19 protein-coding genes are annotated in these 17,751 nt (G+C 73.7%); 13 read left to right on the plus strand and 6 right to left on the minus strand.

Annotated features, from left to right (window positions below; all coding sequences use genetic code 11):
* Positions 1-422 precede the first annotated feature (422 nt).
* Positions 423-1,109 (plus strand): alpha/beta hydrolase, encoded by a 687-nt coding sequence (locus ACWDS7_RS35555; protein WP_306869718.1) that lies wholly within the window; start codon positions 423-425, stop codon positions 1,107-1,109.
* A gap of 55 nt (positions 1,110-1,164) precedes the next feature.
* Here ACWDS7_RS35555 and ACWDS7_RS35560 read toward each other — a convergent pair whose 3' ends face one another.
* Positions 1,165-2,082, minus strand: coding sequence for a maleylpyruvate isomerase family mycothiol-dependent enzyme (locus tag ACWDS7_RS35560; protein WP_451932830.1), 918 nt, complete (start codon positions 2,080-2,082; stop codon positions 1,165-1,167).
* 265 nt (positions 2,083-2,347) lie between these two features.
* Between ACWDS7_RS35560 and ACWDS7_RS35565 the strand changes: the two genes are divergently transcribed.
* On the plus strand, positions 2,348-2,821 hold the full coding sequence (locus tag ACWDS7_RS35565) for a hypothetical protein (RefSeq protein WP_306869723.1): 474 nt from the start codon (positions 2,348-2,350) through the stop codon (positions 2,819-2,821).
* 30 nt (positions 2,822-2,851) lie between these two features.
* Here ACWDS7_RS35565 and ACWDS7_RS35570 read toward each other — a convergent pair whose 3' ends face one another.
* The gene (locus tag ACWDS7_RS35570; RefSeq protein WP_451932831.1) at positions 2,852-4,243 is read right to left on the minus strand and encodes an MFS transporter; all 1,392 of its coding nucleotides are present in this window, start codon (positions 4,241-4,243) and stop codon (positions 2,852-2,854) included.
* Between the two features lie 96 nt (positions 4,244-4,339).
* On the opposite strand from ACWDS7_RS35570, the gene ACWDS7_RS35575 reads away from it, so the two are divergent.
* The 3 genes from ACWDS7_RS35575 (at position 4,340) to ACWDS7_RS35585 (ending at position 7,908) form a co-directional block, all read left to right on the plus strand.
* Positions 4,340-5,218 carry a LysR family transcriptional regulator gene (locus ACWDS7_RS35575; protein ID WP_451932832.1) on the plus strand — a complete coding sequence of 293 codons (879 nt, stop codon included), beginning with the start codon at positions 4,340-4,342 and terminating at the stop codon, positions 5,216-5,218.
* Between the two features lie 318 nt (positions 5,219-5,536).
* Positions 5,537-6,898 (plus strand): hemolysin family protein, encoded by a 1,362-nt coding sequence (locus ACWDS7_RS35580; RefSeq protein WP_451932833.1) that lies wholly within the window; start codon positions 5,537-5,539, stop codon positions 6,896-6,898.
* Positions 6,895-7,908 (plus strand): hemolysin family protein, encoded by a 1,014-nt coding sequence (locus tag ACWDS7_RS35585; RefSeq protein ID WP_451932834.1) that lies wholly within the window; start codon positions 6,895-6,897, stop codon positions 7,906-7,908. The genes ACWDS7_RS35580 and ACWDS7_RS35585 overlap by 4 nt, the downstream gene beginning before the upstream one ends.
* A 143-nt stretch (positions 7,909-8,051) precedes the next feature.
* Here the strand turns inward: ACWDS7_RS35585 and ACWDS7_RS35590 are convergent, their stop codons facing one another.
* From ACWDS7_RS35590 to ACWDS7_RS35600, 3 genes are all read right to left on the minus strand, one after another.
* A complete protein-coding gene (locus tag ACWDS7_RS35590) occupies positions 8,052-8,558 on the minus strand; it encodes a hypothetical protein (RefSeq protein WP_451932835.1) in 507 nt (168 codons plus the stop codon).
* Positions 8,559-8,734: 176 nt separating this feature from the next.
* Positions 8,735-9,013 (minus strand): hypothetical protein, encoded by a 279-nt coding sequence (locus ACWDS7_RS35595; RefSeq protein ID WP_451932836.1) that lies wholly within the window; start codon positions 9,011-9,013, stop codon positions 8,735-8,737.
* Positions 9,014-9,252: 239 nt separating this feature from the next.
* Positions 9,253-9,549 carry an ArsR/SmtB family transcription factor gene (locus tag ACWDS7_RS35600; RefSeq protein ID WP_451932837.1) on the minus strand — a complete coding sequence of 99 codons (297 nt, stop codon included), beginning with the start codon at positions 9,547-9,549 and terminating at the stop codon, positions 9,253-9,255.
* Between the two features lie 245 nt (positions 9,550-9,794).
* Between ACWDS7_RS35600 and ACWDS7_RS35605 the strand changes: the two genes are divergently transcribed.
* The 8 genes from ACWDS7_RS35605 to cobM all read left to right on the plus strand — a co-directional run bounded on the left by ACWDS7_RS35605 (position 9,795) and on the right by cobM (position 17,002).
* Positions 9,795-10,493 carry an alpha/beta fold hydrolase gene (locus ACWDS7_RS35605; protein WP_451932838.1) on the plus strand — a complete coding sequence of 233 codons (699 nt, stop codon included), beginning with the start codon at positions 9,795-9,797 and terminating at the stop codon, positions 10,491-10,493.
* 554 nt (positions 10,494-11,047) lie between these two features.
* Positions 11,048-11,803, plus strand: a complete 756-nt coding sequence (locus ACWDS7_RS35610) for a hypothetical protein (protein WP_451932839.1) — start codon at positions 11,048-11,050, stop codon at positions 11,801-11,803.
* Positions 11,804-11,808: 5 nt separating this feature from the next.
* On the plus strand, positions 11,809-12,114 hold the full coding sequence (locus ACWDS7_RS35615; RefSeq protein ID WP_306869740.1) for a hypothetical protein: 306 nt from the start codon (positions 11,809-11,811) through the stop codon (positions 12,112-12,114).
* A 135-nt stretch (positions 12,115-12,249) separates the two neighbouring features.
* Positions 12,250-13,782 (plus strand): flavin monoamine oxidase family protein, encoded by a 1,533-nt coding sequence (locus tag ACWDS7_RS35620; protein WP_451932840.1) that lies wholly within the window; start codon positions 12,250-12,252, stop codon positions 13,780-13,782.
* An 83-nt stretch (positions 13,783-13,865) separates the two neighbouring features.
* A complete protein-coding gene (locus tag ACWDS7_RS35625) occupies positions 13,866-14,264 on the plus strand; it encodes a TIGR03618 family F420-dependent PPOX class oxidoreductase (protein WP_306869743.1) in 399 nt (132 codons plus the stop codon).
* Positions 14,265-14,336: 72 nt separating this feature from the next.
* Positions 14,337-14,726 (plus strand): pyridoxamine 5'-phosphate oxidase family protein, encoded by a 390-nt coding sequence (locus ACWDS7_RS35630; protein WP_306869744.1) that lies wholly within the window; start codon positions 14,337-14,339, stop codon positions 14,724-14,726.
* A complete protein-coding gene (cbiE, locus tag ACWDS7_RS35635) occupies positions 14,719-15,948 on the plus strand; it encodes a precorrin-6y C5,15-methyltransferase (decarboxylating) subunit CbiE (RefSeq protein WP_451932841.1) in 1,230 nt (409 codons plus the stop codon). The genes ACWDS7_RS35630 and cbiE overlap by 8 nt, the downstream gene beginning before the upstream one ends.
* A 310-nt stretch (positions 15,949-16,258) precedes the next feature.
* Positions 16,259-17,002: a precorrin-4 C(11)-methyltransferase gene (cobM, locus tag ACWDS7_RS35640; protein WP_451932842.1), complete on the plus strand. Its 744-nt coding sequence runs from the start codon at positions 16,259-16,261 to the stop codon at positions 17,000-17,002.
* A gap of 16 nt (positions 17,003-17,018) precedes the next feature.
* Here the strand turns inward: cobM and cbiD are convergent.
* Positions 17,019-17,751 (minus strand): cobalt-precorrin-5B (C(1))-methyltransferase CbiD (gene cbiD / locus ACWDS7_RS35645; RefSeq protein ID WP_451932843.1); only part of this gene is annotated, 733 nt, incomplete at its 5' end.

Here is a 17,751-nt window from a genome sequence, read left to right on the forward strand (position 1 = left end):
GCTCATGGGTGGCCTCCAGTGTCTGCGGGGTCTTCTCGGCGTCGGATGCCGCCGGCGGGCGCCGCCGGCGGCCACGGGGCGGGTTCCGCGTGCTCCGCGCGTCGCCCCGTGCGTGGCTCCCTCTCTTCCGGAGGGGTGTCTCGTCCCATGTCCGGTAAACGTCCCAGGCCGGTGAGATGTGAGGTCACGATCTCGGTGCCCCTGTACGGACTGGTCGTCAGGCGGCTCGCGAGAGGCGGATCGTGCGGGCCGGCGCCGGCTCTCAGGCCTCCGTCCACGGCCTCTACGACCTGGACCAATTCTTCAGGCGATTGACTGTTGGCGTTGACCGCGCCGCAGGAATACCGCAGGGGTGCAGAGGTGAGGTGACGCAGCCAAGTCGCTCGCACCTGGCCTGCGCCGTTTCATGAACGGAGCGATCCATGGCCATCAAGAATGTGGTTCTCGTCCACGGCGCGTGGGGTGACGGCTCGCACTGGCGCGGGGTGATCCCCTTGCTCGCGGCGCGCGGCTATACCGTCACCGCGGTGCAGAACCCGCTCACCTCGCTGGATGACGACATCCACCGTACCCGTACCCTCCTGAACGCGCAGGACGGGCCGGTCCTGCTGGTCGGCCACTCCTACGGCGGAGCGGTCATCGGCGGCGCGGGCCACGCCCCCAACGTCGCCGGCCTCGTCTATGTCGCCGCGTTCGCGCCCGACGCGGACGAGAATCTGGGCGGCCTGCTGGCCCGTGACGGCGGCCCGGTTCCGGAGGGTTTCCTGAAGCCGGACGCCGACGGGTTCCTGTGGATCGACTTCGAGGCGTTCCCCGACGCCTTCGCCCAGGACCTCGATCCGACGGACGCTCTGGTGATGGCACGTACCCAGAAGCCGATCGCCGCGCGCTGCTTCGAGGACAGGGCCGGTGCTCCGGCATGGCGGGACAAGCCCGCCTGGTACCAGGTCTCCTCCCAGGACCGTATGATCCCGCCGGTCACCGAGGCTTGGATGGCCGAACGCATGAACGCACGCGCGACCGTGACCCTGGACGCCGGACACGCCTCGCTCGCCTCACACCCGCAGGACGTCGCAGCCCTGATCGACCAGGCCGCGACGGCCCTGTGACCCGGTACGGCCGGACCCCGTCGAAGGAGGCGCCGCCGTACGGCCCGGCCGCAGGTCAGGGAGCCGGAGCGGCGTCCGCCCCGGCGGGGGCGCCGCCGGGCTGGGGCCCCGGATACCGGGTGGCCGGCAGGCGCACGGTGCGCAGGAACGCGGGCAGCAGCCACGGCCGGCGCCCCCGGACGGCCACCTTGCCGGTCAGCGCGGCCCGCGCCCTGCTGACCCGGCCGAACAGCATCAGGTTGAGCGTCACCGGGTCGAAGGACAGCCGTACGTCGGCGCCGCGGCCCGGCCCCTCGACCGAGACCCGGCCGTCGCGCAGCACCAGCGTCACGGGGGTGGTGTGCCTGGAGCGGAACTCGACCGCGATGCGGCGCTCCCGCGGTGGCTCGTCCGTCTCCAGCAGCCGCCCGACGTCGTGACGCACCATCCCGACGACGAACAGCTCGAAGAACAGCGCGGCGTCCCGCGCCGGTATCACCCAGCGCGCCCCGATGGCCCGGGCGATGTCGCGCCCGTGGATCAGCAGCTCGTTGAGCAGGTGGGCGAGCACTCCGGCGACGGGGACCCGCGAGCCGCCCAGCCAGGTCACCGGCTCCGCGGGGTCGAGGCCGTCGCTGACCCGCAGCAGGCGGTCGATGTCGGTGCGCAGCCGGTGGGCGAGCAGCCGCGGGTCCCGCTCGGTGAAGCTGCGCAGGGTCAGGTCGTTGAGCTCGCCGACGGTGTCCACGGTGGTGGCCAGGAGCCGGTCCTCGACGGCGAAGGCCGGGAGCGGGACGGCGCCGGGCCGGACGACGGAGACATACATCGAGGCGATGGCGGCCACGTGGGCGGCGGTGTCGGCCACCGACCAGTCGGCGGTCGCCCGGGCCCGGGGCTCGCGCGTGGTGGCCACCATTTCGGCGAACCGGTCGCCGGTCTGTCTGACGGCGGCGCGTGTCGCCTTCCACTGGTCGTGCGTGATGGGTGCGGTCACGCTCTTCCCCTCCTCCGGGGAGCATCTCGCGGCAGCCGCCCGGCGTGGGTCCCGGGGCGCGTTCCGCGGGCGCGGCCGGCCCCTGGACCGCGCTCGCGGCCACGTCGTCAGGGGCAGGGACACGGCCACGCTAACACCCGGCCGGCGCGGCACGGTTATCCCGTTGTGCGCTGCCGCGAGCGGACGGCGGGCGCGCCTCCCACCGGCAGTAGGCACGCCCCCCACTGACAGTAGATGTCAGTGGGGGGCGCCTAAGGTCCGGACCATGGCTTTCATCGAGAAGAACCTGCGCTCCCTCGCCCCCGTCACGCTCGGCGGCAGGCCGTACAAGCGCTACCACGTCGACCGCGAGGGGCACGAGATCGAGCCCGAGGTGGAGAAGGCCGCCTACGCGTACGCCCCGCGGCTCGTGCCCGCGCTCGCCGACGACTCGCCCGCCGGGTGGACCGTGCTGCACAGGGGCGGCGACAGCGGGGCCTACCTGCTGGTCTACACGTGGGTGTGGGACAACGTGATCGAGATCCACACCGCGGCCGCGGGGCAGCCCGCGATCGGCTGCCCCGACGAGGACCCGGCGAACTTCGTGACGCTGGAGCGGCCGTGGATCGGCTGCGTCTGGGAGTTGCCGCCGCTGGAGCACGAGCGCGGCGCGTTCGTCCGCCACATGCTGGCGCCCGACGTCGCCGACCTCGACGCCTACCTCGCCGACGTACGGCCGGCGGGGCGTGTGGGGCTCTGAACAGCTCCGCGTGCGGGGGGCGGGCCGCCGTCAACGGCGGTCCGGGCGGACCGTCCGGACCGCGAACCAGATACCGGCCGCGGCGCACGCCGGCGCCGGGAGCAGGAGCGCGGCCGCCGACGCGATCGTGACGTCCTGGCCGGCGAGAGCGCCCATGGCCGCGACCCCGATCGCGGCACCGGCCTGACGGACGGCGTTGAGCAGTCCTCCGGCGGCTCCGGCCGTTCCTTCCGGTGCGGCGCCGATGACGGCGGAGACCAGGGCGGGCAGCACGAGTGACACACCGAGGCCGGTGAGCAGCAGGCCGAGGGCCAGCCACCGGTAACCGGCGCCCGCCCAGGCCGCCCCGCCGAGTGCGACGGCGCCGGCGGTGAGCAGCGCCGTCCCCGACAGGACGGGCGGCCGCGGGCCGAAACGCGCCACGATCCGGCCGGTCACCGGCGGGCCGAACACGAACGGCAGGGTGAGCGGCAGGAACGCCAGGCCGGTGGCGAGCGCGCCGAAGTGGCGGTCCTGCTGGAACAGCAGCGGCAGCACGAACAGGTTCCCGCTGAGGACGGAGTTCGCCGCCGCGCCGACGGCGAGCCCGGCCCGCACGCCCGCACTGCGCAGGAGCTCCCGGTTGAGCACGGGGGCCGTGCTGCGCCGTTCCAGGAGCGCGAACAGGGCCGCCCCGAGCACGGCGGCCGCCGCCGACCCGGCCGCGTGCGCCCAGGAACGCGCGCCGGCGGCGACGAGCGCGTCGGTCGACAGCGCCAGTACCGCGCAGGCCGCCAGCTGCGCCGTCCAATCGATGCGGCGCTCGCCGCGCGGGCAGCGGACCGTCCGCCCGGCCGTCAGCGTCAGCACCAGCACGGTGATCGGCACGTTGATCAGGAAGATCGCCCGCCAGCCCGCCAGCTCGACCAGGACGCCGCCGGCGATCGGACCCGCGGCCACCGCGCTACCGCTGACGGCCGCCCAGGCCGCCACAGCGCGGGTGCGCTCGGCCGGGCCGGGGTAGAGCCGGGCGATCATCGCCATCGAGGCGGGCACGCAAGCCGCCGCGGCGGCGCCGAGCGCCATCCGCAGCACGATCAGCGGTCCCAGTGCCGGAGCGAGGGCCGACAGCAGCGAGCCGAGGCCGAACACCGTGACACCGAGGCGGAAGACCCGGTGCGCGCCGTAACGGTCGGCGACGGCGCCGGCGGACAGGAGCAACGCGCCGAACACCACCGTGTAGCCCGTGGTCGCCCACTGCAGGCCGGTGACCGAGGCGTGCAGCGAGGCGGCGAGATCCGGTTCGGCGACCGAGAGCACAGTCATGTCCAGCAGCACCATGAAGTAGCCGAGGGAGATGCCCGACAGCGCGAACCCCCGGCGGGCGGCCGGCGCAGGCCCCTGAACACGCCTGTCCCGCGCGGAGGGGTGAAAAATGGTCATGGCCCCCACTGTCCGGATGCGGCCCGGCCGCCTCCACCGGCGCGGCCGCACGCTCCGTTCGGAAATTCCGAACGCCCGCCGGGGGTTGAGGGGATCATGGAGCTTCGCCAACTGAGGACCTTCGAGGCGGTGGCACGTCACAGGACGGTGACCGACGCCGCCGTCGCCCTGGAGATGGCGCCCTCCAGCGTCTCCCAGCAGATCCGCACCCTGGAGAACTCACTGGGTGTGACGCTGTTCGAGCGGACGGCCAGGGGGATGAGCCTGACCGGTCCGGGCGAGCGGCTGCTGGGCTGGGCCCGCCGCCTGCTGGACCAGGCCGAGCGGGCGCGCCGCGAGGTGACCGGAGAGCCGGGGGAGCTGCGGCTGGGCGCGCTGGAGACCATCGCCGCCACCCAGGTGCCGCGGGTGCTGGCCAGGCTAGCCGGACGCCGGCCCGACCTGCGCCTCCAGGTCCGTCCGAGTGCGAGCCGTGACGACCTGCTCGCCGACGTGACCGCCGGACGGCTGGAGGCCGCACTGCTGCTGGACCTCGGCGACGCGCTGGGAGATCTCGGGTTCCCCGCACCGCCCGCGCCGCTGACCTTCCTCGACGTCGGGACGGTGCCGCTCGTACTGGTCGCGGCGCCCGGCCACCGGCTGGCCGGGCGTCCGCGGGTGGTCCCCGGCGACCTGGCCGGTGAACGGCTGCTGGTCAACGTGCCGAACTGTTCCTTCCTGATGGCCGCCGACAGGGCCATCGGACCGGTTCCGGAACGGGTGCGGGCCGGCGGGGTCCCGGTGATGCGCGCCTGGGCCGAACAGGGCCTGGGCGTCTCGCTCCTTCCCCGGTTCGCGGTGTCGGCCGCGCTCGAGGCCGGCACGCTCACCGAGCTCGCCTTCCCCGCCCCGGAGCTGAGCCTGCGGCTCGTCTGGCGAGGTGACAGGGAGGACCTCCCCGGGCTGCGCGAGGTCCTGTACGCCGCCAGCGCCTGAGCCGGAGGCCGGAGCCACCCGCCGGGGCTCGCCCGGCGGCGGCGCCGCGACCGCGGCCCCGGCGGCCCTCACACGTCGCCGGGATCCCGCGGCGGCACCGCGCCGGGTTCAGGGCACTCGCGCTCCGGCCGGCGCGTTGTCCCCGGTGAAGGGTCCCCGCGCGGGGCCGGCCGCCCACGGTCGGTTAACGTTGCCGACAAATAGCCTTAATCAGCTCCGGAGCGGCTGCAAGGACCGAGAGAAGGATCAGGTGATGGTGTCCGTGTCGTCGGACTCCGGCAGTTGCAGAGCCCGCCGATCGCAGGGCAGGGACCCGCGGTGAACATCGCACTCGGCCTGCTGGCCGTCTTCCTGCTGACCCTGGCCACCGGTTACTTCGTGGCCCAGGAGTTCGCCTACGTCACCGCCGACCGGCTGGCGCTGTCACAGCGGGCGGCCGGGGGGGACAGGAAGGCCGCCCGTGCCGTCAAGGTGATGGAACGGCTGTCGTTCATGCTCTCGGGCGCCCAGCTCGGCATCACCGTCACCACCCTGGTCGTCGGCTTCATCGCCAAGCCCGCGCTGGCCGAACTGATCGCCCCTGGTCTCGGCGCGGCCGGCGTGCCCGAGGGCGCGACCGGCGGCATCGCCCTCGGGCTGGGCTTCGGCCTCGCCACCGTCGTCCAGATGGTGCTGGGCGAACTCGCTCCCAAGAACCTGGCCCTGGCCAGGCCCGAGCCGCTGGCCCGCGCGCTGGCCTCCTCCACGCTGGTCTACCTGACGATCGCCGGGCCGGTCATCAGGCTGTTCGACACGGCGGCCAACAGGTTGCTGCGCACGGTCGGCATCGAGCCGGTGGAGGAGCTGCACCACGGCGCCACCCTGGAGGAGCTCGGGCACATCATCGGTGAGTCCGAGGCGTACGGGCACCTGCCCGGCGACCAGGCCGACCTGCTGGAGCGGGCGCTGGCCTTCTCCGACCACACCGCCGAGGAGGTCATGGTCCCCCGGGTGGAGGTCGTCACCGTCGCCGGTTCGGCGCGGATCCCCGAGCTGGACGAGCTCATCGCCCGGCACGGGCATACCCACTATCCCGTTCTGGGCGACAGTCTGGACGACGTGATCGGCATCGTGAGCCTGCGCGAGCTGGTCACCGTCCCCCTCGACAAGGCGGCCGACACCAGGGTCGCCGATGTCGCGCGCGAGGTGCTGGTGGTGCCGTTCTCGGCCTCGCTGCCCGACCTGGTCCTCCAGATGCACGCCCGCGGCGAGGAGGTCGCCTGCGTGGTCGACGAGCACGGCGGCCTGGCCGGGCTGGCCACCTGGGAGGACGTCGCCGAGGAGCTCGTCGGTGAGATCGCCGACGAGAACGATCTCGACATTCCCACGGCGGTCCGGAAGGACGGCGGCTGGGAGATCGACGCGGCCCTGCGCGTCGACGAGGTCGCCCTGGCCACCGGCCTGGAGCTCCCCGACGAGGACGACTACGACACCGTCGGCGGGCTGGTCCTGCAGCGCCTGGGCCGCTTCGCCGTCCCCGGTGACGTCGTCACCGTCGGACTCGTGCCGGACATGGCCGAGCACGCGCCCACCCACGTCGAGATCGAGGTGCTGACCCTGGACCGGCACGTGCCGGAGCGGGTGGGACTGCGTCCCGTCCGTCGCGCCGAGGAGACCCGGGAGAGCGGGGAGGAGAAGTGAACCTGCCTACCGGTCTGATCCTCACCCTGCTCCTCCTGGTCGGCAACGGCTTCTTCGTCGCCTCCGAGTTCGCGCTGGTCGCGGCCAAGCGGCACCGGCTGGAGAAGGCGGCGGCCCGGGGCAACCGCGCCGCCGCGGCGGCCGTGAAGGGCATCCGGGAACTGTCGTTGATGCTCGCCGGCGCCCAGCTCGGCATCACCTTGTGCTCGCTCGGCCTGGGTGTGGTCTCCGAGCCGCTCATCGCAGGCAGCCTGACCCCGCTGTTCGACAGCCTCGGCCTGCCCCGGGCCGCCGCTCACGCGGTCGCCTTCGTCATCGCGCTGGGCATCGTGACGTTCCTGCACATGGTGGTCGGGGAGATGGCGCCCAAGTCGTGGGCCATCGCCCATCCGGAGCGCTCGGCCACGATCCTGGCCCTGCCGTTCCGCGCCTTCACCGTGGCCGTCCGGCCGGTCCTGACCGCGCTCAACGGCGCCAGCAACCTGCTGCTGCGCATGGTCCGCGTACGGCCCGGCGACGGGACGGCCACACCGCGGACCCCCGAGCAGCTGCAGCACCTGGTGGAGGAGTCGCGCCGGCTGGGCCTCATCGACACCGACGAGCACGTCGTGCTCTCCCAGGCGCTGGACGCGCCGAACGCCGAGATCGCCTCGCTGGCCACTCCGGTGACCGCCATCGTCGGCGTCCCCGCCGGAGCCCCGCCCCAGGAGGTGATCGACACCTCCGCGCGGAGCCGCCGCACGCGCCTGGTGGTGTGGGACGGTGACCGCCCGGCCGGTGTGATCCATGTCCGGGACGCCTACCTCGCCCGCAGACGTGGCTCGCGGGTCCGGGCCGGCGAGCTCGCCTACCGCCTTCCCGCGCTCCCGTCGGAGACCTCGATCTCCGACGCGGTCGGCGTGCTGCGCGCCGCCCACAGCCAGCTGGCGCTCGTCCACGCGGCGGACGGGACCCTGAAGGGGATGGTCAGCCTGGACGACCTGTTGACCACACTGCTCATCCCGGCGTAGGCGCACGCCGTACGGGGGTGCGCGCCGACGGGGTCCAGGGGGAGGTCTCGGGAGTCCGGGGGAGCCGTCCGGTCACACCGGTCGGCGCCGGCGGCCGGCCGGGCCGGCCGCTGTTCACGGCCACACGGCGTGCGCCGGCGGTGTCACTTCACGGGCAGCCGGACATCGCCCGTCCCGGTGCTCCGGGACAGATGCACCTTCCAGCACCCGGCTTTCGAGAAGACGAGCCCGGTCCCCCATTCGTCACCCGGCCGCTTCCAGCTCGACCCGCTGTGTTCTTCCGGCCCGAAGGTGAGCTCCGCCGCGGTCCCGTCCGGGTGCGTGGCGGAGATCCGGAGGGGCCCGCTGCCGGTCATCCGCCAGACGATCTTGACTGCCTTCCCGGAGGGGAGCGGCAGGGGTGCGAACAGCAGGCCCCACAACTCCGCGTCCCGGGCCACTCCCCGTACTTCCGGCAGCGACGCCGTCCCTCCCGGGGAGGCGCCGGCGGAAGCGCACGCGGACGCGTCACTCACGGCGACGGGGCCAGCCGTCGTGGCGCTCGCCGAGGGCCGGGGTGTCTCGGGGGCGCCCGCCGCGCCCGCCCGGGGTGGGGAGGCACTGCAACCAGCCATCGAGATGATCATCAGGGCCGCTGTCAACCGCCGCATTCCGTCTCCTTGTCGTCCCCTCTCCTACCTCTCCTGGCCGGTGGGGGTTCCCGGAACGCGTGCGGCCGGCCCGGATCGGGGCCGGACGGTGCCACGACCCTTATGGCGGGCGTTGCCTGACCCGCGGTCGCCGACGCGGCCCGGAAGTCGCTGTTCCGGGCCGCGCGTTCAGCCTGTTACCTGGTCAGGACCATCAGCGTGAAAAAGCCCGTGTACTCGCAGTAGTACGACAGGTACGTCCCGTTCCGCCGCAGTTCCTCGCCCTTCGCCTTGCACTTCGCCTCGGTCGAGTAGTCGCCGTACTTGATCCAGGTGTACGCGGGGGCGACCGAGACACTCGACGTGCCGCCGCCGGTGGTCGCGGCGCCGGCCGGCGTCGCCAGTACGGATCCCGCGGCTGCCAGGGCGACGGCCGCGAACGACGTCGCGGCCAGCTTGCTGAGCTTGGTGGACATGAGCCATCCCTTCAGGGGTGGGGGGTCGGCCGTTCTGGGCGGGGCGATGTGCGGCCCCCGCCAGACCATGATCATAATCACACCGGCGGTGGAGGAGGAGGGTTTGAGCGCGACTGTTTCATCGGTTTTGGGCGGACGGTTCTCGGCGCGGTCGCCTGCGGCGTGTTCGCCCGCACGCCCGGCGGCCGTCGGGCCGTCGGGGCGGCCGTGTGCCCGTTCGGCCGGCGCTGTGCGCCCGTTCAGCCGGCGTCGGCGAGGCGCGCGGGCTGCAGCCGCCCCATCAGCTCCTGCATCCGCGCCACGCCCTCCGGGCGCACCGAGTAACAGATCTGCGTGCCGCGGCGGCGGGTGCTGACCAGCTCGGCCTCGCGCAGCACCTTCAGGTGCTGGCTGATCGTCGGCTGGGTGACGCCGAACATCTCGGTGAAGTCGCAGGCGCACGTCTCGGGCGCCGCGACCAGGGCGCGCATGATGCCCAATCGCACGGGGTGCCCGAGTGCCCGCAGCATCGCCACATCCAACTGGTCCTCGAACATGTCGGCACTCTATCAAGCCTCCTCTATATAGAGATTTTCCTATAGAGGAGGACGGAGAGGCTCGACCGGCGACGACGGCATCCTGCCCTCGCGACACCGAGCGGCGGCCCGGCGCCGGTCCTTTCCGCCGCCGGGTCCACGGTCGGCCGTGTTCCGGACGTGGCTCTGGGCGGTCGCATCCCTGGTGCCTCGGCGTGCGGCGGTCGGGCGCGGTAATTGTCGGACCGCTCCGCTACGTTGCCGGCATGACAGATTTCGTACTGGTCGCCGGCGCGTGGCTCGGATCGTGGGCATGGGACGAGGTGGTGCCGGAGCTGCGTGCGGCCGGCCACGGCGCCCACCCGGTGACGCTGTCCGGCCTCGCCGACAGACAGGGCGTGCCCGCCGGGCAGCAGACCCATGTCCAGGACATCGTCGACGAGGTCGAGCGCCGCGATCTGCGCGACGTCGTCCTGGTCGGGCACAGCTACTCGGGCATCCCGGTCGGTCAGGCCGCCGAGCGGATCGGCGACCGGCTGACCCGCGTGGTCTTCGTCGACTCCAACGTCCCGGCCGACGGCGAGTCGTTCCTGTCCGGCTGGTCGGACGGCCGGGCGGCGGTGGAGGCCTCGATCGCCGGGAACAAGGGTTTCTGGGCGCCGTTGACCGCAGCCGACTACGACGGCCAGGGTCTCACCGGCGAGCAGATCGCCCGGATCGTGGACGGCTCGACGCCGCATCCGGGTGCCACGCTGACCGAGCCGGCCGTGCTGGCCCGGCCGCTCGGCGAGCTCCCGGCGACATACGTCAAATGCCTGCTCGACGGCGACAAGCCGAGCCGCGACGTGGTCGAGCTGCTGGCCGGCGAGCGCTGGCGGCTGGTCGAGATGGACACCGGCCACTGGCCGATGTTCTCCCAGCCGCGCGAGCTGGCGCGGATCCTGCTCGACGCGGCCACCCCGTAAGCGTTCCCGCCGGTGCCGGGCGGGTGCGCACCTCCACGCCGCACCCGCCGCGCCGTGCGGGCCGCCCCTGCCCGGGCCGCGCCCTCACACGCCCCGGTCGCGTCCCCACATGCCCGGGCCGCGCCCTCGCACGCCCCGGCCGCGCCCCCACACTCCCCGGCCACGCCCTCGCGCGCCTCGGCCCGGGCACGGCCCCCACATGCTCCGGCCGCGTCCCCATGCGCCCCGGCCGCGCCCTCGCGCGCCCCGGCCTGAACCACTCCTGAAGTCCGGGCCCGCCGGCCCGGCCCGGCGGCTCCGACGTCGGGCGCCGTGATCCCGTCGGGGAGCCGAGGCCGCCTCCGGCGACGGCCCTGACCCGGCCCTCGGGGACGGCGCCGGCTGCGCCGACGGCTCGGCGTTGTGCGCCGGATGTCCGTCTCCGCCTGGCTGAATGGGCATCCGATGCCGTGACTTCATTACTTTCCGTTGTACTCACGTGACCTTCTGTGTTAACCCTTGTCGGGTCGTGCAGTCGGGGTGTGCGCACTGGTCTGCGGAGGCGAGGAGACACGATGACGTCTGATCCCCAGTGGCCCGGGACGGACCCTCTCCAGCAGCTCCACGCCGCGGCGGCCGAGCTGGCCCGGACGGCGGAGGAGATCCGGGAGATCTGCGCGCGCACGACGGCCGCGCTGACCGCCGCCGCCACCCGTTCCCCGGGATTCCCCTCCGGGATCCACTGGAGCCTGCTGCGCGCGCTGACCAACCGCGGCGGGCTCGGCTACGCCTTCGAGGGCGGGCGGTTCGGCGGCCCGGCCGCCCGCCTGGGCGCGCTGGCGGGGCGGAGCAGCCTCGCCACGCTGGTCGCCGTCACCTCCCTCCGGCTGCGGATCGCCGGCGTCCTGCACCAGCACCCGGAGCTGGCCGCCGACCCCGTCATGCGGCGGCTGCTCGACGCGGTCGGCGCCGATCGCGACACCGAGGCGGTCCGGGCCATCCGGGCCCTGTTCAGGGAGAAGAGGACCGTGCGGGCGGTCAGCGACATCGCGCCGATCCTCGGCGAGGTGCTCGCGATGCGGGCGCTGTTCGACGACAACCCCTTCAACGACCAGAGCGGCCGGCCGGCGGCGGCGGACCGGGGGCCGGCCGCCGAGCCCCTGCCCGGCCTCCCGGGCGGGGCGACCCGGAGACGGGACGGCGGCGAGGGCGCCGCCGGAACGGCCTGCGCCCCCCACGGATCCAGGTGGCTGCTCCTGTTGACCGGGCTCGCCGGGCTGGTGATCGCCGCCGCGTGTCTCCGGCGCGCCCGCCGGGCTCCGCGCGGGTGACGGGGATGGCCGTAACCCCCGGATACGGGGCGCTCGCCGAGCAGCTCGCCGCCGACGCCGCACGGCTGGCCGACCACGCGGTCAGGCTGGGCGATCTCGCCGCACGCGTCCGCGGCAACCCGATCGTGTCCGGGTGGTTCGGCGAGCTGATCGACGGCCAGATCGCCCGCTGCGCCGCCGCCTCGGCCGATCTCACCCGGGCCGCCGTGGCCACCGGCGAGCGCGCCGCCAGGGAGCGGGACCGCACCGCCGGGGAGGAGGACGACGTCCCGCGGCCCGCCGTCCCCCCTGAACCGCGGCCGCCCGGATGAGGGGCGAGCCGTCCGGATCCCGATGAGACCACTTCGACCGTCCGGATCCTGATGAGACCACTTCGACCGTCCGGATCCTGATGAGACCACTTCGACTGGCCGGATACCGATGAGACCACTTCGAGAGGAGACTTCATGCCCACCGATCCGCACCACTCTCAGCCGCCCGCCGATCCACGGCGCCCCGAGACGCCCGCCGGTCCGCACCTGTCCGGGCCCGACCACGCATCCCTCAGGCCGGGCCACCGGCGGGTCCCCCCGCAGCTGGTCAGAACGGTGCGGGAGGGCCTGCCCGACCGTCAGGACACGCCGAAGCGGGTCCTGGTCATCGGCGCCGGCATGGCGGGCCTGGTCGCGGCCTACGAGCTGATGCGCCAGGGGCACGACCCCGTCGTGCTGGAGGCGCAGCAGCGCGTCGGCGGGCGTGTCCACACCCTGCGCGGCTTCGCGGAGGGGCTGTACGCCGAGGCCGGGGCCATGCGCATCCCCCGGGTCCACGACCTGACGCTGGCCTACTGCCGCGAGTTCGGGCTCGGCCTGCGCCCCTTCGTCATGGGCAACCCCAAGACCCTCGCCTTCATCCAGGGCAGGCGCATGACGATGGAGGACCTCAACGCAGATCCCGGCCTGGTGGACTTCGAGCTGGCCGAGCACGAACGCGGCAGGACCTACGAGGAGCTCTGGGAGGCGGCCACCGCGGAGATCCGGGAGCGCTACTCGAGCGAGGGGGACGCCGCGCTCGACCGTCTCTGCGCCGACTACGACCACCACTCGATCCGCAGCTTCCTGCGGGAGCGGGGCTTCTCCCCGGGAGCCGTCGAGCTGTACGGGATCATGAGCTTCCGCGAGTCGAACCTCAACGCCGCGGTCATCGAGCAGTTCCGGGAGATCATCGGCCGGGCGTTCGAGGACATGCAGGAGATCGTCGGAGGGGCCGACCGGCTGCCCGCCGCCTTCTACGAGCGGCTCAAGGACCGCGTGCGCTTCGGCCACGAGGTGCACGCGATCGAGCAGGACGACCACTCGGTGACCCTGCACGTCAAGACCGCTGCCGGCCGTACCGCCGTGACGGGCGACTACGCCGTGTGCACCGTGCCCTTCTCCGTGCTCCGTGACATCGAGACACGGCCGGCCTTCACCCGGCGCAAGCAGCGGGCGATCAGGGAGCTCAACTACAACGCCTCGACCAAGATCCTGTTTCAGGTGCGCGAGCGGTTCTGGGAGCGCACCGACGGGATCGTCGGCGGGACCACCGTGACGGACCTGCCCGTCCGCCGGATCTGCTACCCCTCCCACTCCGACCCGGACGAGCGCAGGGGCGTCCTGCTCGCCAGCTACACCTGGGGCCAGGACGCGCTGCGCTGGGGCGCGATGAGCAGGGAGAAGCGGATCCAGCAGGCCGTGGAGGACGTCGCGAAGGTCCATCCGGAGATCGTTGACGTCTTCGAGTTCGGGGTGAGCCACGCCTGGTACGAGGATCCCTTCGCGGCCGGCGCCTTCGCCCTCTTCGAGCCGCACCAGCAGTCCACCCTGCACGAGGCGATCATCCAGCCGGAGGGGCGCGTCCACTTCGCCGGCGAGCACTGCTCGCTCTGGCACGCCTGGATCGAGGGCGCGCTGGAGTCGGGGCTCCGCGCCGCCGCCGCCGTCCACGCGGGCCCCGCCTGACCTTCTCCCGGGGCGGTGGAATTGATCACTTGGGCATGATGTTCGATTGACCAATAGGCACACCGCCGATCGTGGAGGTCCACGTGGGAAAGCTGAACGATGACGCCAAGCAACTGCTCGGCCAGCCGATTCACGGCTGGGTGACGACCGTCCGCCCGGACGGCTCGCTGCACAGCACGGTCGTCTGGGTGGACGTCGACGGGGACGACGTCATCTTCAACACGGCTGTCGGCCGCGCCAAGGAGCGCCACCTGCGTGGCAACCCGCAGGTGTCGGTGAGCGTCCTGGACCCCAAGGACGCCTTCCACCTGGTCAGCATCTCGGGCACCGCGGAGCTGGAGCTGGAGGGGGCCGACGAGGTCATCGACGGTCTGGCCGGCAAATATCTCGGGGTGGAGAGCTACCCCTACCGGCAGCCGGGTGAGCAGCGCATCACGGTGCGGGTGAAGCCGGACCAGGTGATCTACAGTCCGGGCAGCTGAGCGGCGTCCTCCGGTGGGTCCGCCTCCCGGCTACCATGTCGCCCGGTACCAGGACATCGGAAGGACCGGGTGTTGAAGGATCTAGGAGACGGGTTCCGCGCCTTCTGGCGGGAGCGTCACCTGTGCACGCTGAGCACGGTGCGGGCCGACGGCACGCCGCACGTCGTCCCCGTGGGGGCGACGCTGGACGTCGACTCCGGGATCGCCAGAGTGATCACCTCCGGTGGCGCGCACAAGGTCCGCCACGTGCGCGCCGCCGGCGGCGAGGGCGCGGCGGTCGCGCTCTGCCAGGTGGACGGGCGGCGCTGGTCGACCCTGGAGGGACGCGCGGTGATCCGTGAGGACCCCGAGTCGGTCGCCGACGCCGAGCGCCGCTACGCCGAGCGTTACCGGCAGCCCCGCGAGAACCCGGCCCGGGTCGTGATCGAGATCCGCGTCACCCGGGTGCTGGGCAATGTCTGACCTCGTCACGGTCGTCGGCATCGGGGCGGACGGCTGGGCGGGCCTGTCCCCGGCGGCGCGGCGCGAGCTGCACGCCGCGCAGGTGCTGATGGGCAGCGCCCGGCAGCTCGCGCTGGTCCCCGAGCCGACCGCCGAGCGCGTCACCTGGCCCTCGCCGCTGCTCCCGGCCCTGCCCGCGCTGATCGCCTCCCACCAGGGCCGCCGGGTGTGCGTGCTGGCCAGTGGCGACCCCATGTTCCACGGCATCGGCACGACGCTGGTCCGGCTGCTCGGCACCGACCGGGTCAGGGTGCTGCCGCACCCGTCGTCGGTCTCGCTGGCCTGCGCCAGGCTCGGCTGGGCCGTCGATCAGGTCGAGGTGGTCAGCGTGGTGGCGCGGCCGGTCGAGTCGCTGCACACCGCGCTCCACGAGGGCCGCCGGGTACTGGTCCTCAGCTCCGACGGCGGCACCCCGGCCCGGGTCGCCGCGCTGCTGGCCGCACGCGGATACGGTGGGAGCCCGATGACGGTCCTGGAGCGGCTCGGCGCCGCCGAGGAGCGCGTGATCTCCGGTACGGCGGGCGGCTGGTCCCTGCCGGCAGCCCACGACCTCAACGTCGTGGCCGTGGAGTGCCGTGCCGACGCCGGGACCGTGCCCCTGCCCTGCGTCCCGGGCCTGCCGGACGGGGCGTTCGAGCACGACGGCCAGCTCACCAAGAGCGAGGTGCGCGCGGTGACCCTGTCCCGGCTCGCGCCCGTCCCCGGCGAACTGCTGTGGGACGTCGGCGCGGGGGCGGGCAGCATCGCGATCGAGTGGATGCGCGGCCACCCGGCCAACCGGGCGGTGGCGGTGGAGAGCCACCCCGAGCGGGCCGCGCGGATCTCCCGCAACGCCGCGGGGCTGGGTGTGCCCGGCCTGAGCGTGGTGGCCGGGGCGGCTCCGGCGGCGCTCGCCGGCCTGGAGCCGCCCGACGCCGTCTTCATCGGCGGCGGGGTGACCGTCCCCGGGGTGGTGGAGGGCTGCTGGGAGGCGCTGCGGCCCGGCGGCAGGCTGGTCGCCAACGCGGTGACCGTGGAGTCCGAGGCGGTCCTGGCCTCCTGGTACGGCGAGCTCGGCGGCGACCTGGTCCGGCTGGCCGTCAGCAGGGCCGCGCCGGTAGGTGGGTTCACGGGCTGGCGCCCCATGATGCCGGTGACGATCTGGACGGCGGTCAGGCCGGCCGCCGTGGACGCCGGGCGGTGACGCCGGATGGCACGGCGGCGCGGTGGGGCGAGGCACGGCGGGGTGATGGGTGATGTGGCCGGCCGGGGCGGAACGGAGAGTGGCCGAGATGGCCGGTGGCGCGGTGGGGTACGGCCGGACGGCCGGTGGGGACGGAGCACGGCCGGACGGCTGGTGGCGCGGCCGGATGGCCGATGGGGACAGAACGTGGCCGGACGGCCGGTGACACGGCCGGTGGGACGGTGGGGCGTGATGGGACGGAGTGTGGCCGGATGGCAGGCGGCATGATGACATGTGACGGGCGCTCGCGCGTCCCGGTGGAGGATGAGCGATGACGGTGCGGTTCATCGGGGCGGGCCCCGGCGCCGTCGACCTGATCACCCTGCGGGGACAGCGGGCGGTCGCGTCCTCGCCGGTGTGCCTGTACGCGGGATCCCTGGTCCCGGCCGAGCTGCTGGAGTGGTGCCCGCAGGGGGCGCGGCTCGTGGACACCGCCAAGATGGCGCTGGATGAGATCGTGGCGGAGATGCTCGCCGCCCACGGGGCCGGTCACGACGTGGCCCGCCTGCACTCCGGCGACCCGTCGGTGTTCAGCGCGATGGCCGAGCAGATGCGGCGGCTGGACGCGGCCGGGGTGCCCTACGAGGTGGTCCCCGGCGTGCCCGCGTTCGCCGCGGCCGCCGCGTCGCTGAAGCGGGAGCTCACCGTGCCCGGGGTGGGCCAGACGGTGGTGCTGACCCGGACCTCGGCACGGGCCACCCCCATGCCCGACGGGGAGGACCTGGACACGCTCGGCCGCAGCCGGGCCACGATGGTCCTCCACCTGGCCGTGCAGCGCGTCGAGGCGGTCGCCGAGGAGCTGATCCCCAACTACGGCGCCGACTGCCCGGTGGCCGTGGTGGCCCGGGCCAGCCGGCACGACGAGGTGATCCTGCGCGGAACCCTGGCCGACATCGCCGACCGGGTCCGTGCCGCGGGGGTCGTCCGCACCGCGGTGATCGTGGTCGGCCGGGTGCTGACCGCCTCGGAGTTCCCCGACAGCCACCTCTACTCGGCGGCCCGCTGCCGTGACTGACCCCGGCGCGGCCGGATCAGCCGGCGCGGCCGACGATCACGCCGGCGCGGTCGATGACGACCACGTCCACCGTCACCGGTGCCTCGCGCAGCACGCCGGCGGCTGTCAGCCGGGCGCGCTCGGCGACCAGGTCGCCCAGCGGCAGGCCCGCCTCCTGGCAGAGCCGGAGCGCATGCAGGGCCGTGTTGGCCGTCAGCACCCGCCCGGCCAGCGCCTCGTCCCCGCCCGCCGAGCGGACGATCTCGGCGAGCATGCCCGGGTTGACCTGCGAGCGGCCCGAGTGGAGGTCCAGATGGCCGTCGGCGAGTTTGGAGAGCTTGCCGATGCCCCCGGCGATGGTCAGCCGGGGCACGGGATGCCTGCGCAGATACTTCAGCACGGCTCCCGCGAAGTCGCCCATGTCGAGCAGCGCGTCCTCCGGCAGCCCGTACAGCTCGGCCGCGACCCTCTCCGAGGTGCTCCCGGTGCATCCGGCGACGTGCCGGCGGCCCGCCGCCCTGGCCACGTCGACGCCGCGCCGGATGCTGTCGATCCAGGCCGAGCACGAGTACGGCACCACGATGCCGGTCGTGCCCAGGATGGACAGCCCGCCCAGGATCCCCAGCCGGGGGTTCCAGGTCTTCCTGGCCAGCTCCTCGCCGTGCTCCACCGAGATCTCCACGACCACGTCACCGGTCCCGCCGTGCCGGGCGGCCACCGCGGCGACGTGCTCGCGCATCATCCGCCGGGGGACCGGGTTGATCGCCGGT

This window comes from Streptosporangium sp. NPDC003464 (genome assembly GCF_053588315.1).